Annotated in this window: 13 protein-coding genes and 1 pseudogene; 9 read left to right on the top strand and 5 right to left on the bottom strand. The window is 30.4% G+C overall.

Features of this window, described 5'->3' with window-relative positions; all coding sequences use genetic code 11:
• The 4 genes from NU08_RS22370 to NU08_RS16465 form a co-directional block, all read left to right on the top strand.
• Positions 1-299: hypothetical protein (locus NU08_RS22370; RefSeq protein ID WP_165352467.1), on the top strand; the 299-nt coding region annotated here is incomplete at its 5' end.
• Between the two features lie 529 nt (positions 300-828).
• Positions 829-2133, top strand: a complete 1305-nt coding sequence (locus NU08_RS16475; protein ID WP_129748208.1) for a gliding motility-associated C-terminal domain-containing protein — start codon at positions 829-831, stop codon at positions 2131-2133.
• Positions 2134-2153: 20 nt separating this feature from the next.
• Entirely contained in the window at positions 2154-3071 is a 918-nt protein-coding gene (locus tag NU08_RS16470; RefSeq protein ID WP_129748207.1) for a type IX secretion system membrane protein PorP/SprF, read from the top strand.
• 22 nt (positions 3072-3093) lie between these two features.
• Positions 3094-5073 (top strand): OmpA family protein, encoded by a 1980-nt coding sequence (locus NU08_RS16465; protein ID WP_129748206.1) that lies wholly within the window; start codon positions 3094-3096, stop codon positions 5071-5073.
• Between the two features lie 116 nt (positions 5074-5189).
• Here the strand turns inward: NU08_RS16465 and NU08_RS16460 are convergent, their stop codons facing one another.
• The 4 genes from NU08_RS16460 to NU08_RS16445 form a co-directional block, all read right to left on the bottom strand.
• Positions 5190-6197 carry a helix-turn-helix domain-containing protein gene (locus tag NU08_RS16460; RefSeq protein WP_129748205.1) on the bottom strand — a complete coding sequence of 336 codons (1008 nt, stop codon included), beginning with the start codon at positions 6195-6197 and terminating at the stop codon, positions 5190-5192.
• Positions 6198-6227: 30 nt separating this feature from the next.
• On the bottom strand, positions 6228-7208 hold the full coding sequence (locus tag NU08_RS16455; protein ID WP_129748204.1) for a helix-turn-helix transcriptional regulator: 981 nt from the start codon (positions 7206-7208) through the stop codon (positions 6228-6230).
• 441 nt (positions 7209-7649) lie between these two features.
• Positions 7650-8966 (bottom strand): sigma-54-dependent transcriptional regulator, encoded by a 1317-nt coding sequence (locus NU08_RS16450; RefSeq protein WP_129748203.1) that lies wholly within the window; start codon positions 8964-8966, stop codon positions 7650-7652.
• Between the two features lie 5 nt (positions 8967-8971).
• Positions 8972-10063, bottom strand: a complete 1092-nt coding sequence (locus NU08_RS16445; RefSeq protein WP_129748212.1) for a sensor histidine kinase — start codon at positions 10061-10063, stop codon at positions 8972-8974.
• 371 nt (positions 10064-10434) lie between these two features.
• On the opposite strand from NU08_RS16445, the gene NU08_RS16440 reads away from it, so the two are divergent.
• The 5 genes and pseudogenes from NU08_RS16440 to NU08_RS16425 all read left to right on the top strand — a co-directional run bounded on the left by NU08_RS16440 (position 10435) and on the right by NU08_RS16425 (position 13624).
• Positions 10435-10968, top strand: coding sequence for a YcxB family protein (locus NU08_RS16440; RefSeq protein ID WP_129748202.1), 534 nt, complete (start codon positions 10435-10437; stop codon positions 10966-10968).
• Positions 10969-11123: 155 nt separating this feature from the next.
• Positions 11124-11564 (top strand): hypothetical protein, encoded by a 441-nt coding sequence (locus tag NU08_RS16435; protein WP_129748201.1) that lies wholly within the window; start codon positions 11124-11126, stop codon positions 11562-11564.
• Between the two features lie 181 nt (positions 11565-11745).
• The gene (locus tag NU08_RS22515) at positions 11746-11946 is read left to right on the top strand and encodes a hypothetical protein (protein WP_242502578.1); all 201 of its coding nucleotides are present in this window, start codon (positions 11746-11748) and stop codon (positions 11944-11946) included.
• 9 nt (positions 11947-11955) lie between these two features.
• A pseudogene (locus NU08_RS16430) lies at positions 11956-13029 on the top strand (DUF4861 family protein).
• 418 nt (positions 13030-13447) lie between these two features.
• Positions 13448-13624 carry a histone H1 gene (locus NU08_RS16425; protein ID WP_008467640.1) on the top strand — a complete coding sequence of 59 codons (177 nt, stop codon included), beginning with the start codon at positions 13448-13450 and terminating at the stop codon, positions 13622-13624.
• Between the two features lie 111 nt (positions 13625-13735).
• On the opposite strand, the gene NU08_RS16420 is transcribed toward NU08_RS16425, so the two are convergent.
• On the bottom strand, positions 13736-14776 hold the full coding sequence (locus tag NU08_RS16420) for a GntR family transcriptional regulator (protein WP_129748200.1): 1041 nt from the start codon (positions 14774-14776) through the stop codon (positions 13736-13738).
• Positions 14777-15093 lie beyond the last annotated feature (317 nt).

The following is a 15093-nucleotide window of genomic DNA, read 5'->3' as shown; positions in this document are numbered from 1 at the left end:
AAATATATGTAAGAGATCCGAAGAATGAAGGCGGATGGATACCAGCAAACGAAATAATAATTCCTCAACAAGTTGTTAAAGAATTTGCACCTACAAATGGTCAAACAGAGTTCATTTTAGATTTTACACCATCATCATTATCTCAAGTGGGAATGTATATAAATGGAGTTCGTATCAACATAAATGCATTTTCTGTAGATGGTACTAAAGTAACTTACGATCCGACTAAAAATGGAAATAACATTTTAGGTTTAGATCCGCTTAATAATGACAATGTAATGTTTGATTATTCAAAATAATGTTTAAAAGCGTGGAAGGCTGTTAAAAAATAATAAACAGCCTTCCTAATTTTTGATTGCTTGAAATGATGCTGATTTTTATGGTTTGGGTTATTCAAAATTGTTTTGTCTCTAGTAATTGAAGAACAATAGTAAATGTTGAAAGCAGACATTGCAGAATTGAAATCTCAATTATAAGTAGTAATGCAAGTGGCTAAAAAATAGCATCAAGCTTTAGATAATCTTAAATTAACGTCTTTAGTTGCAAATAATAAATTTGAAAATAATATAAAATCTCGATTGTAAAAAAATATAATCGAGTTTTTTTTCAAATTTTGATGGTACTGATACAAAATTTAATACGTATTAGTAAAAACTGCTAATAAAAATGACTTCTTCATTAGAAAGTGATTAATCTATAATCTCAACTTGAGATTAACCCTATTCTAATACAACAATAACTTTTTCGGGGTAAGCATTTTTACATCCGAAAGTAATTTTGCATAGAAATTTAAAGTAACAAAGTGCCGAATTAAATAATAAACAAGAAATGAACAATAATTACTTGGATAATATAGTAAAAAACTCAGTATCTGTTTCGGAAACAGCTAAGTCAGGAGTTTGTTTAATTGGCTTTGCGGTAAGTTTATTGGCAAGTCAAAATATAAATGCACAGCTTGTAAATACAGGAGATGTAAAAATTAATCCAAACACTATCATGAGTGTATATATGGATTATGAGAATACTCCACAAGGAAGTTTTGTAAATGATGGTAAATTATTCATTTTTCAAAACTGGAAAAACGATGGTTTGGTAACTTATACAGAAAACCAGAATGGCTCTACTTATTTCTACGGAACAGAAGATCAATTTATTGAAGGATCACAAGTTTCAAATTTTAAAAATACCTATTTTGAAAATACATCTTCTTTGGTGCCTTTTCATTTATCAGGTAAGATAGCTGTAGGAGGTAACTCAGAATTCAAAAAAGGAGTGGTGCTTGCTGCAGATTATGGCGGTAAAGTAATTTTCAAAGAAAAAGCAACACACACCCTTACTAGTGACTTGAGCTTTGTTGATGGTCAGGTAGAAAAAGATGGTGTTATTGCATTTGAATTTCCAGTAGGACAAGGACAGTATTTTAGACCTTCTTATCATGCATCAGGTTCAAAAAACGGAGGTGTTTATACTACGCAATATTTCAACAAAAACTCGAATAGTCTGCATTCTCATGACGACAGAGAAGAAAAAATCCTAAAGATAAACAATCAAGAATACTGGGAAGTAACACAGGATCAGGGTGCGGATAAAATTGTCTTGAGTTTATCAATGGATAGTCGTACAACACCTTCAGAGTTTTTTAATGTAGATGAACAAAAATACAAAGTCTCAATTACACGCTGGGATCCAGCATCGAACAAATGGATCAATGAGGGAGGAGAGGTTAGTGCTCCTTTAGCGGGAAAGCCGTATGAGAAACTGTTAACAGCACCAGTAACAGGTTACGGTCTTTTTACAATGGCGTTAATTGATTTAGAAGAAAAATCTGATGATGTCATTGTTTATAATGCAATTTCACCAAATGACGATGGTTTAAATGACAGTTTTGTTATAAAAGGAATAGATAAATTCCCAGATAACCAAGTAGAGATTTACAACAGATGGGGAGTAAAAGTTTATGAGACTAAATCTTATAATGAAAGTGATAACATGTTTAAAGGATATTCTGACGGACGTGCAACAATTAAGAGAGGCGATAAACTTCCAACAGGAACGTATTTCTATATTCTGAAATACAATACTGGAAAAGAACAGAAAGAGAAAACAGGTTATTTATACATCAATAACCAATAATTAAAAAGGAATTAGGACTAATGAAAAAGATTTCATATTTATTAATCTTGTTGTTCGTAGGGATGTTGGAAGCCTCCGCACAGCAGCAGTCGCAGTATACACAATACATGTATAATACGATGACTATAAATCCAGGTTACACAGGAACTCGAGCGATACCAAGTATATTTGGGTTATACAGGACACAATGGGTTGGTCTGGATGGAGCTCCAAAAACAGCAAATTTTTCTATAGAATCGCCAATCACAGAGAACGGACAAGGTTTAGGTTTGTCTGTAGTAAGTGATAAAATAGGACCATCTCAGGAAACTACTTTAACGGCAAGTTATGCATATCCTATTCAGCTTTCGGCAGATATCTTTTTATCATTAGGTATTAGTGCATCAGGAAATTTTATGCAAGTTGATTATAATAAACTGAACGTGCTAAATCCTGAAGATCCATTTTTGTCAGGAAATTTATCTAAAACTTCTCCAAATTTTGGAGCGGGTGCTTATTTTCACTCTCAAAAATGGTACGCAGGTTTATCTGTACCTATGATTTTAGAGACCAAATTTTATGACGATGTTAAAACATCTGTTGCTTCACAGAAAATGCACTTTTATGCAATGGGAGGTTATGTGTTTGATCTTAACGACAATTTAAAGTTCAAACCTGCGGCAATGGTAAAAATGGTTAGCGGTGCGCCTTTAGCAGTCGACTTATCTGCAAACTTCCTATTCAATGAGAAATTGACTTTAGGAGCTGCTTACAGATGGGATGCTGCAGTAAGTGCAATGGCAGGATTTCAGGTTACACCAGGTATGAATATTGGTTATGCTTATGATTATGATACGCAGAAAATTGGGAATTACAATTCAGGTTCTCATGAGATTTTTCTGCGATTCGATTTATTTTCTTCAACCAAATATAGACTGGTTACTCCAAGATTCTTTTAATAACCATAAACTAGGATAAAAAATGATATCTAAAAAGATAAAGAAAGCATTGGTTGTACTTTCTATTTGTTTATCACAAATAGCAGGAATCAATGCTCAGGATAAAAAAGTTGAGAAAGCAAATGAAGCCTATAATAGGTTTGCATTTATCAAAGCAAGTAAGTTATATCAAAAGCTTGCAGATAAAGGAAATTCTTCGTTAGAAGTTTTAACTAAGTTAGGAAACAGCTATTATTTTAATGGTCAGTATCCTGAAGCTGAAGAAGCCTATGGAAATGTTTTTAACTCAGGGCAGTCAATAGATCCAGAATTTTATTTCAGATATGCACAAGCTTTGAATAATGTTAGAAAATATGACGAAGCGAATACTGTTATCAAGAAATATTACACAATAACAGGCAAAAAAGATTTAAGCGACAATTGGAAAGAGAAAAAGTTAATGGCTGATATTCAAAAACAGTCAGGACGTTATAGTATTAAAGAACTTAGCATCAATACACCAGTTTCAGATTTCGGAACTGCATTTTATGGTAAAGACAAAGTAATCTACGCTTCAGCAAAGGATACTGGAGTATTTATCAAAAGAAAGCACAGCTGGAATGAAAAATCATTCATGAAATTGTATGAGGTAAAAATTTCTACAGATGGCGGTCTCCAAGATCCTATATTGTTAAAAGGAGATGTAAATACGAAATACCATCAGAGCAGTGCTGCAGTAACAAAAGATGGTAAATACATGTATTTTACCAGAAACAACTTTAATAAAGGAAAATTAGGAGCAGATAAAAATGGCACTAATTATCTAAAAATCTATATTGCTGAGAATGTAAAAGGCGAATGGAAAAATATTAAAGAATTGCCATATCCAATAAACAGTGACGGTTTTTCATCAGCACACCCAGCGCTTAGTCCAGACGAAACACAATTGTTTTTTGCGTCAGATCGTAACAATACTTTTGGAAACTCAGATTTATATGTAGTGAGTGTAAAAAATGGAACTCTAGTTGGAAATGATGTAACAAAACTTGGAGACGAAATTAATACTCCAGGCCGCGAAACATATCCATACATGGATAGTAAAGGAGTTTTATATTTTGCATCTGACGGTCATCCTGGACTTGGAGGACTAGATATCTTCGCTGCGATTAAAGATAATGATGGAAAATACCACGTTGTAAATGTTGGTAATGATATAAACACAGTTTCTGACGATTTTGCTTATGTGATTGATGGAGATACCAAAAAAGGATATTTTTCTTCTAATAAAAGTGGGAACGATGATATTTATGGGTTTATAGAAACAAGACCTATAACTTTTGATTTTGATACAAGACCAATGATTTATGGAACTATTACAGAAAATGGTAAGCCAGTACCAAATTTCAATGTCCAGTTGTTTAATCCAAATAATGAAAGCATTGGTACAACTGCAACTGATAGCGAAGGTAAATACAAAATGTACTTAGATCCGTATCAAAATGATATAGTGGTTTATAAAAAAACTTTTTATGCTGATAAAACAGTAAATGTAGATCCATTAAAACCTCTAGAGAAAAAAGAAATCAGTTTTGAAATTACTAGAGAGATGGAAGTATTAGTTGATGGCGAAAAGGTAATTATAGCTGATGGTGACAACTTAGTAGATAAGCTAAAACTTAGTCCTATCTACTTTGATTTAAATGGTTACAACATAAGACAATCTTCTAAGAAAGAATTGGATAAAGTAGTGGCATTAATGAAAGATCGTCCAGGTATTTCTGTTAAAGTTAATTCTTATACAGATAGTAGAGGAAGGGATGAATTTAATATGAAGCTTTCAGAAAACAGAGCAAAAGCAACAGTAGATTATATAGTTAAAGCAGGTATTAAGCAAGAAAGAATTAGTGGTGAAGGATTTGGTGAAACCAAGTTGTTAAATCACTGTTCAAATGGAGTAAAATGTTCTGAAAAGGAACATGAGCAAAATAGACGCTCAGAGTTTATAATCAGTTTTAGTAAATAGAAGTTTTTTTTCGTTAAGAAGTTGCTGAATAGTACAAATACTATCAGCAGCTTTTTTTGTTAGGAAAGTTTTTATAATCGGTATTTTAAGAATAGTATAGCAACAAAAAAAGTGACTTAAGTCACCTTTTTTGTTGCATTTTTTTTGACAAAATCATCAGTAGGTTTTCTTTTTAATATCTCAAAATATTTAGTGCAGAAGTAACTGAGTTTGGTATAATTAAGTTCATACATTATAGCTGTTAAAGTACTATATTCTCCACTTCTTAAGAGTTTTTGAGCAAGTTTTATTTTCTCTTCTATGAATAAATTTTTAGGAGTATCGTTAAAATGTTTTTTGAATAAGCTTTTGTATTTAGATTCAGACATACCAGCCATTCCAGATAAAAAGGTTAAAGAAGGAAAGGGACCGTATAGATTATTGGTCAGGTAATTTTTGGTTTTTTCTAGTGCTTGACCTTCTACATCTGTAAGTTGAAGGTTTTTGTTTTTAGGTTCATAGAATTTATTGAAAAAATTGCCCAGTACTTTTAATGAAATTCCTTTTAAAAAGGAATCAAAAGAAAGATCGTAAATCGATTTTGTTTTTATGGATTGAATCAATAAAATACTATTGCTATCAATATTTCCATAATGGTAAAACGCTTTTTTATTTGATTTGCTTTTTGCAAAATAATTTTCACTTGTGCTAAATTTCAGGATAAAATCATGGAGAAGTTTTTTATCAATTAACAATCTTAAAGCAATAGTTCTTTCACCTACTGCGGGTTTAAAAGCGCTCTCTATTTGGTTATCTAAAATAGCCAAATCCAATTGGTTAAAAGAGCCTATTTCGTAATCTACGTTGTTTATTTTGATTAGATTAACATGCTCGCTTAAATCAAAGTGGAAAATGAATAATTCATTATCAGATCTTTGACGGATAATCTTTAACGGTTCCTTGGTAAGTAAGTCTGCATAAACAACAGAAATACCTTCCATGATTTGAGAGAAATAGAAAAAACCATCTCCTATATGGTTAGGCACAACAATTAGTTTGTTGTCTATTAATTCGGTACTTAACTGTTCTGCTACATTTAGCTGCCATTCTGGCGTTAAACTATAATAATGCGTAAGTTTTCTCATAGGCTCAAAGTATTTATTATAGATTTGTTTTTACAATTGCTTATAGAATGCCTTTGGCGATAGCCCAAAATGTTCTCTAAATTTTGATGCGAAGTAAGAATTATTTGTAAAATGTAGATGATCTGAAATTTGAGAAACAGTAAGTTGTTTTTTTTCAAGAAGTTCTTTGGCAAGTTGCAGTTTGTTTTCCATAAAGAAAGCATTGGCAGTATCACCCGTTATTTTTTTAAACAAACTTTTAAATTTTGATTCAGACATATTAGCCATTTGTGCCATAAAATGAATGCTTGGAAAATGTTCTCCCAAATGCTCAATCAAATACATCTGTACGCTGATTATCTTTGCAAGATCATTTTCATTTACGGTTTGGATAATTACTCTTTTTGTAGCAATTTTTTTGAGATAATTGGAAATCAGTAGATGAACAGTGCCTCTCAAATTTAAATCAAAAACAGCTCCGCCAACTTCTAGTTTTTTTAAATCGTTCAGCACATGGAAACTTTCATTGCTCATCCTATCAAAACGAACAATTGTGTTTACTTTTGAATCTATGAGGGTATCGATATTCTCAATAATAATATTGTTTCGTTTAAGAAAAGCCTTAATCATGCTTTTTTTTATAAAAATGCAAAGTGCAAAAGTTTTGCTCCCTTTTAAAACTTCATATCTTGATTCTAAAGCTCCGTCTATTACAGATAAATTGTATTGCCATCGCCCGACATTGTACATAAAATGCCCGCTTCTTACGGTTGCTTCACCTTCAGTAAGATTATAATAAAAGCCAACAAAGTCTTGATTAAGATTTTTTTGTATAAGACGGAAATTTCGATGGTATTCTACATTGAGATAATAAGCGATAATGCCATCACCGCAATCTAAAAAATACCGGGTTCCAGTTTGGAAATCCTCTGATGTAGTGATAAAATTTCCTTCAATTTTTCCTCCAATTTGGGCAGCATAATGCTCTACCCATTCTAAATCTGCACTGTAACGATGCTCAATTATTTTCATGGAAATGTGGATTTTGTATTATAAAGTTAAGTTATTTTTGCTTAACTGATAATGTTTTTATTTGTAAGTCATTGATTTTTAGTTTTGTGTAGGTTTTTGTGCTCTAGAATGGGAGCCAAGGGAAGCGATTGTTAAACTTTCAACGGCTGTAATGCGGGATTGGATCCAAATGTTCTATTCTTTTAAAACAGTACAGGACTCTATAGTATAAATAACTTTTAATTTTTCGTGAAAGACTGCTTTTATAAACAGTTTTGAGATTAAGAAGAGACTTCATTTGTTTAATTTTGATTTATTTTAATACTTTTTTGTCTTTTAAAGGCAAATTATATGCCCTGATTTTTACTATGTTGTAAATCAATTTATTAAAATGGAAGCTTGTTGTTTTGGGTAGAAAGTGAGTGGGGAATTTATGGCCGGATGGGGAGAAAATGTTCTTTTTTAAAGAATTTTCTGATTCAAAGTTTTGCGGTCAATTTGTAAAATCTGGGCAGCTTTTGTCTTATTATTATTTACAAATGATAAAACTTTTAAAATTTGTTCTTTTTCGTATTCTTTAAGCGATTTAAAAATATCTTGCGAAGAAGGAATATGATATTTTAGATGATCTGGAACGTGGTTTAAATCAATAGAATCATCGCTCATAATAACCATTCTGTGAATAAGATTTTCTAGTTCCCTAATATTTCCCGGCCAATCGTAACGAAATAAAACTTCTGTTACTTTTTCGTTAATTTTTAAGTTGGATTTATTGTATTCTTTAGAGTATTTTTCAATAAAAGTCTTTATTAATAATGGTAAATCTTCTTTGCGATTTCTCAATGCGGTCGTTTTTATGTTGACAATATTAATTCGATAATACAAATCTTCTCTAAAAGTACCTTTGGATACCATTTCTTCTAGATTGCTATTAGTGGCACATATTATTCTGATGTCAATTTTTTCTGGTCTTGTAGATCCAACTCTTACGATTTCTTTTTCCTGCAACACTCTCAATAACCTTGTTTGGACTGCCATTGGAGCATTGCCAATTTCGTCCAAAAATATTGTGCCACCATCTGCCGCTTGAAATAATCCAGTTCGTGTTTCTGAGGCTCCAGTAAATGCTCCTTTTACATGGCCAAATAATTCTGACTCGATGAGATTTTCTGGAATTCCGCCACAGTTTACCGTAATTAGAGGCTTATTGCCAAATTTTCCAGTAAAATGAATAGCTTTGGCAATAAGTTCTTTTCCGGTACCAGTTTCTCCTTCAATAAGCACATTTGCTTTAGTATCTTTAATTCGCTTAATTATTTCAATAATTTCCTTAAATTGGCTAGAATGGCCAATTATTTCTCCATATGTATTTTCATTTTGAGAACTTTCATTAGGTAGCATTAGATCTGTCTTTACTAAACAATTTGTGATTGCTTTATTTAATTCATCGCTTGTGAACGGTTTGGTTAAGTAATCTAAAGCCCCAGATTTCATTGCACTAACAACATTGTGTATGGAAGGGATACCGGAAATAACTAGTTTAGGTAATGATGGGTAATGTTCTTCTGCATATTTTAGCAACTCAAGGCCATTTATGTCGGGCATGTTTATGTCGCTTATTAGCAAATTGATATTGGATTGTTTTAAGACTTCGATAGCTTCAGTAACAGAAGAAGCTTTATAGGTCCGATAATTAGAAGATTTTAATTGCCTCTGTACCAAATCTAGCATGTCATTATTGTCGTCAACAACTAGTATATTTTCTTTTTTAAAATTCATTTTGTTTATTTTAAAGGGATTTTAATTATAAAAATTGTCCCATTTGGAAAATTGTCTTGCAACAAAATTTGACCATTATGATTCTTAATAATGCCATAGACAACACTCAGTCCTAAGCCACATCCATAGTTGACAGGTTTTGTCGAAAAGAAAGGATCAAATATTTTTTCTTTAATGTTTTCAGGAATACCAGTTCCTTGATCCTCTATTTTTAAATACAAATTAGACTCATCGTCATCGATAATTATTTTGATAGTACTTTTTTCAGGATAAGCATAAATGGCATTAATAATTAAATTAAACAAGACTTGGGTGATCTGTACCGAATCAAATTTTGCAGTAATATTTTCATTTTTAATAAAAAGTTCATTCTTAATCTCTTTCTTTTGAAAGTTTGATTTTAGAAAGGATAAAGCAAAAAGTATAACCGGTTTTATTTCTTGAACTTCTAGTTTTTGGGGCATTTCACAAGAAAAAAACATTAATCGTTTTACAATTTCCCTTGAATAAATAACAGAATTAATTACAATTGAAATATCAGAATCAATATCTGGATCTGTATTATGGTCTTTTATGAGTTCTGCAAAGCCTAAAATATTGCCCAACGGTGTATTTAATTCATGTGCGATTCCTGCTGTCATCTCGCCCAAAAGAGTAAGACGTTCCATACGCTCAAGTGTTCTTCTTAAGGCAGCTTTTTTTTCTAGCGTCTGGTATTTTTCAATATAATTTCCTACTTCTAGAGCAATGGTGTCAAGAAGTTTCTGCTCATCCTCATAAAAATCTTCCTGCACATATTTCTTTGATGGATAATTAACTTTGATATAGCCACAATCATTGTCACTAATCTTTATTTTACTCAATTGAAAAATGCTGGATTCCTTTTGCTCGGAGGTGAATAAATGATAGTCAATTATGTGAATTTCAACTATTGCATCTTCGTTGTAGCGCCAAGCATTTTTTGTGCAAACTATAATTTCGTACAGTGTCTGTATATGAATGGAATGTGATTTAGAAATAATCTTTGAAATTTCATATAAACATGTGAGTTCTTTGATTTTTTCCTTCAGATTTTCCTCTGTTAATTTCAGATTCATTATAAGAAAATATTTGTTTATTTTTTTGTTTAAGCGGCCCAAAAGTAAATAAATATCTTTGAGATACATGTAAAAGAAAGTTAAAAGTTAACTATTTGAAAATAAAATAAATAGAATTGTAATTAAGGTCTTATTGTGATGCTTTTTTGTCTTCTTGAGGCAATTTTTAAAGTTATATTTCTATAAAAAACAGGTTTGTTTTGAGATGTATTTTTTACAAGCCTATTGTGGGAAATTTTTATTGAAAATGAAGATTGGCGGAATAGAAATTTGGTCTTATTTTGATATTTTAAAAACTTCTACGTCTGAATAGCATTTTCTTATTAACATATTTTTGTAAAGAATAAAAGATTAAAAAAAAAGACAAAAATATGCCAGCATCTAATTTTTCATTAGAGTTACAGTTAAATATTTCTGAAATTAGAAAGCTTAACAAAATGTACTTTGAGCATTTGTTTAAGGAATGGATTGTATATGTTTTGTTTATTGTTGCACTAGTTACAGCAACGCTTGAGTTTGTTAGAGAAGCTGATTTTTTTCAATGGTTAATAAGTTGTTTGCTTACCCTTGTTCTTTTAGTGGTTATTCAATTCTTTTTTGTTGATGTTATATCTAGAACAATTTTAGGCTTGGCAAAAAGACTTATAATGTATCATCAATTTTATAATAGATATAAACTTACTTTTACTTATTTTGATATTAGCATTCAATCTCCATTGGGAGAGTTAAAACATAAATGGACAAAGATTGAAAAAGTTATTTCTACAAAAAAATCCTTGTTTCTTTATGTAAAAGAAAAAAATACCTACATAATTTCTATTTCAAAAAAAGATCATAATTGTCAGGAGATAGAAAAACTGCTTTCGTTTGTTGAAAATCATGTCATGAATGTGATAAAGGTTTAGTGAAGTTTTTAGTATTAATCTAAAAAATACCTTATAGTGATTGTTTTATGACTTATTGGAGCAAATCAATAATTGACTAAGACCTAATTTTGTTAAATATTTTAATAATTAGTCTTAAACTAAATGGTGTAGTTACAATTTAAAAAGTTGAAAAAATGCAAAAGGAGCGAGTTTTAGTGCATGATAACAATGGTGTTTTTCTAAAAATGTTTAAAAGAAAATTTAAAGAGGAATTTGAGTTTTTAGAAACATCCTTTGCAGATAAAAATGATGAGATAATAAATCAATGTGACCGTATTATTTATGTGCTCTACAATAGAGAAGAACTGCTTCGCTTTTTGCAAGAAGATAAAAGAACAAATATTTTGGTTTGTTTGTTTAATAAGCAACTGCATAAAAGCTTATCTTTTTTAGATGTTAATAATAATTTGATTTTATTTGATGAATCAAAAACCAGTCGTGAAATTTTTAAAGAAGTAAAACTTTTTTTGACAAAGAAGTTTGATTATAGAAATGAGAAAAAAACAGTTTCTCAATATAATCTTTCGAAAACAAGGTTTTATGAGTATTATAAAGCGATGTATTTTTTAATGTGATGTAATTTATTTTTTTATTTCATATTATTTGATTAGTAATATGTTTCACAAAGCAGGATAATTGTTGTTCGTTATCCTGCTTTCATATTTTTGAGTTCATTTCATTTTTAAAATACTCTTACTTTTAAGTGTTGTAACGGCAATTAAAAATTCTTAAATTGTTATAAAATAAATTATAAGAATGAAAAAAAGAGCCTTATTTTATCTTCCAATTGTTTTTATTATTGCTTCTTTAAGTTGCTGTAAAGTTTCTAAAAATACTTCAAAAAATACAATTGCATTAAAAAACAATAGTTCTTTAGTATTATCTCAAAAAGCAATTTCCATTAGAAAAGAAAATCTTGGTGTTGATAAAGAAAGTTTTCCAGTTTTACTTTTCTAAACAGATACAATACCAGCGCAGATAAATGATCTTAATTGTGACGGAAAATGGGATGAACTTTTCTTTACTATAGATTTTCTGCCAAATGAGGAGAAAAATATTCAGCTAAAATGGTCTGAAGCTGATCCAAAATATCCGATAAGAACCAGTGCTCGTTTTGGAAGAATATAATGAAAGAATTTTCTTCTTAATACAGATAAGCAAGAAGTCTTAATGGCAGATCAGGTTCATAAAAAACTTGGATATCAAAAATATCAAACAGATGGGCCAACTTGGGAAAATGACAAGGTTGGTTTTAGACATTATTTGGGTGGAAGAAACTCTAAAGATGTTTTCGGGAAAAAACTTCCAAAGATTACGCCAGAAAATGTAGGGATAAATAGCAAAGGTTCATTTGAAGATAATTATCATGTCATGTACGATTGGGGAAGGGATATTTTTCCTGTTGGAAATTCTGTTGGCTTAGGAGGTTATGCATTATTAATTGATAACAAAATAAATAGGCTTGGAATTTTAGGAAATGATACTATTAACAATGTAGAAAAGACGACTTTTAAGATTGTTGCAGAATGCTCAGTAAATTCGGTTTTGAGTTATCATTATCAAAATTGGAATGCTGCTGGAAATTTGTATCAAGTACAGGAAACCACTTCGATCTGGCCCGGAATGTACGACTACAAAAACCCAGCTTCGATAAATGGCATTAAAGGAAAAGAAACTTTTCTGGTGGCACTTTCTAATTTAAATAATAAAAATCCGCTTCGGGTTATTGAATCTGTAGATTGGATATGCTTAATTCAGCATGATTATCTAACTTATGAGCGTCAGTGGATTTTAGGGACAGCTATTTTAGTTCCTGCAAATCTTTATAAAGGCTATATTGAAGCTCCTAAAACAGGACAGTTGACAGATTCATATTTAGCAAAATTAAAAATTGAAAACAATAAAGAAATCAGCTATTATGCTGTTGTTGCTTGGGAATTAAGTGTCGATAAAGGCTTTAATGATTCTTCTTTTTTTACCAATTATGTAATCAATTTGGCTAAACAGCTTTCTGTTAAAGTAAAAGTTGAAATTAGATAATTGGACGTTATAAATTGAAAGACAGAGCGAAGTAAAAGAGAAAAATTTTGTCCTTCTAAATCCTCGATATCGAGATTAAAATTGAAGCATTTTAAACAGTCTGTTGGGGATTTTTTCCCCTTTTGGGGTAATTTTTCTCTACAGGAATTAACAAATAGAAGTACTTTCAGACAATATGTGAAAGAAAATTTTATTCATTGCAACACTTTCTACAAAGCCTTAAAACAGGAATGTTTTGAAAGTTACGATAATAAGTATTTGATTGTTAATGTATTGTGTTTTGTGATGTTTTAGAAAAACAAGAAGTCAATTTATTGTAAAGAAAATGAATGAAAAACTGCATTAAATTTAACAGCAAAATTGTTGTAACTATCACACAAACTTTTATTTTTGTGGCTTAATTTAACAATATATAAGCATGAAAGATTTATTAGTAAAAATCAACGCCGAAATTGAAACATTCAAAGCTGAAGCTGAATCTTTGACTGAAAAAGGAATTAAAGCTGCTGGACCAAGAGCACGTAAATCAACTTTAGAAATTGAAAAACTTTTAAAAGAGTTCAGAAAAGTTTCTATCGAAGAATCAAAAAAATAATACAACTAAAACCTCGTCAATCGGCGAGGTTTTTTTATGCTTAAAAAAAGTAAAGTTTAAGACAAAGAGAAGGAAACCTTTGTTACTTTGCTCCTCTGTTACTTTGCATCTTTAAATTGAATTTCTATCAATAAAATTAAAAGGAACTTTTACCTGAGCTTTTTCTTTGTTTAGGATTAATCTGGCTGCTGTTTCTCCCATAACATTAAAATCGGTAGACATTACGGTAATGCCTAATAATTCTTTTAACGGAGTATCATTGTAAGAAATAACGCCAATCTCTTTTCCCAAAACAAATTCTTCATCGCGAATTTGTTTCATTAAATTCACTAGATCAGATTCTTCAATGGTGATAAATAAATCTCCTTTTTTAAGGATCATATCATCATAAACCTCACTTAGAATTTCAAAATTAATTTCGTGCTCGACACAGAATTTTCTAAATCCGTGCAAAATTCGTCTAGGATAAGGGTAAACTGCTTTATCTGGATATACTAGAATTAAACGTTTGTATTTTGCAATTTTAGAAAGACCTTCCTTAAGTGCATTATAAATATCATTTTCAAAATCCTGATAAATCTTAATGACATCATCACCAGTTCCTAATTTGATATTATCTAAAATAACCAGTTTTTCTTGTGGAATTTTTTTAATGGCACTTACAACATCATCAGTAAAACTTAAATGTTTTAATTGGTCTGTTTTAAAGTGCGTTGTAATGACATAATAATCGTAAGCTCCCTCAAACTTATCTAAGATATTCAGAAATAAAGTTTCGTCGCAGTGGTAAATTTGGAGATCAACATGAGCATTAGCGCCTAAAGTATCAATAAACGAACTATAAGTCTTCATTTTATAGGAGCTCAATTTATTTGTCAAAAACAAAATATTGACCTTAGATTCTAATTTTGTTCGAGTAATATAGTAGCCTTTTCCTCTAATCGAAGAAATGATTTTTCTTTCTTTTAAAATGTTATAAGCTTTCTCAACAGTATCACGAGACATATAAAACTCTTCGCTGAAACTATTTATAGAAGGAATTTTTTGATTGATTTTTAAATTTCCGTTAGCGATGTTCTGAAGTATAGAGTCAACAATCTGCTTGTATTTAGGAACTCGAGAATCTTCATCTATTTTAATAAGTTTAATCATGTTCATTTTTCAGGAAATCTGTCTCGTATTTCAACGTGACTCTCTTTTAATTCTAAATAATTTAAAAAAATCTCTTCTATAAAAAGAATCTGTTAAGCAGAATCATTTTCATAATGAAAAAGAGAAATTGACAAGGCTTGTAATCTTTTTTTTATGATTTCTGAATTTTAACCCAAATGAAGAATTAATAATTACGAAATCGATTGCTAAAATAGCCATTTTAAATTTATTTACCCAATAATTGCAAGCCCTTATTTCTAATAATCTTTAGTTTTAACAAAAAATATGAAATCCGTAAAGGATAGTACAGGACAGTT

Source organism: Flavobacterium anhuiense (assembly GCF_004151235.1).
Taxonomy (GTDB): Bacteria; Bacteroidota; Bacteroidia; order Flavobacteriales; family Flavobacteriaceae; genus Flavobacterium; species Flavobacterium anhuiense_A.
Note: the sequence above shows the minus strand (reverse complement) of the source record. Positions and strands in the feature narration are given on the sequence as shown.

Excerpts from the sequence above, each read along its gene's own strand:
- NU08_RS16475 (WP_129748208.1), top strand. The coding sequence starts at position 829 with ATGAACAATAATTACTTGGATAATATAGTAAAAAACTCAGTATCTGTT.
- NU08_RS16470 (WP_129748207.1), top strand. The coding sequence starts at position 2,154 with ATGAAAAAGATTTCATATTTATTAATCTTGTTGTTCGTAGGGATGTTG.
- NU08_RS16465 (WP_129748206.1), top strand. The coding sequence starts at position 3,094 with ATGATATCTAAAAAGATAAAGAAAGCATTGGTTGTACTTTCTATTTGT.
- NU08_RS16460 (WP_129748205.1), bottom strand. The coding sequence starts at position 6,197 with ATGAGAAAACTTACGCATTATTATAGTTTAACGCCAGAATGGCAGCTA.
- NU08_RS16455 (WP_129748204.1), bottom strand. The coding sequence starts at position 7,208 with ATGAAAATAATTGAGCATCGTTACAGTGCAGATTTAGAATGGGTAGAG.
- NU08_RS16450 (WP_129748203.1), bottom strand. The coding sequence starts at position 8,966 with ATGAATTTTAAAAAAGAAAATATACTAGTTGTTGACGACAATAATGAC.
- NU08_RS16445 (WP_129748212.1), bottom strand. The coding sequence starts at position 10,063 with ATGAATCTGAAATTAACAGAGGAAAATCTGAAGGAAAAAATCAAAGAA.
- NU08_RS16440 (WP_129748202.1), top strand. The coding sequence starts at position 10,435 with ATGCCAGCATCTAATTTTTCATTAGAGTTACAGTTAAATATTTCTGAA.
- NU08_RS16435 (WP_129748201.1), top strand. The coding sequence starts at position 11,124 with ATGCAAAAGGAGCGAGTTTTAGTGCATGATAACAATGGTGTTTTTCTA.
- NU08_RS22515 (WP_242502578.1), top strand. The coding sequence starts at position 11,746 with ATGAAAAAAAGAGCCTTATTTTATCTTCCAATTGTTTTTATTATTGCT.
- NU08_RS16425 (WP_008467640.1), top strand. The coding sequence starts at position 13,448 with ATGAAAGATTTATTAGTAAAAATCAACGCCGAAATTGAAACATTCAAA.
- NU08_RS16420 (WP_129748200.1), bottom strand. The coding sequence starts at position 14,776 with ATGATTAAACTTATTAAAATAGATGAAGATTCTCGAGTTCCTAAATAC.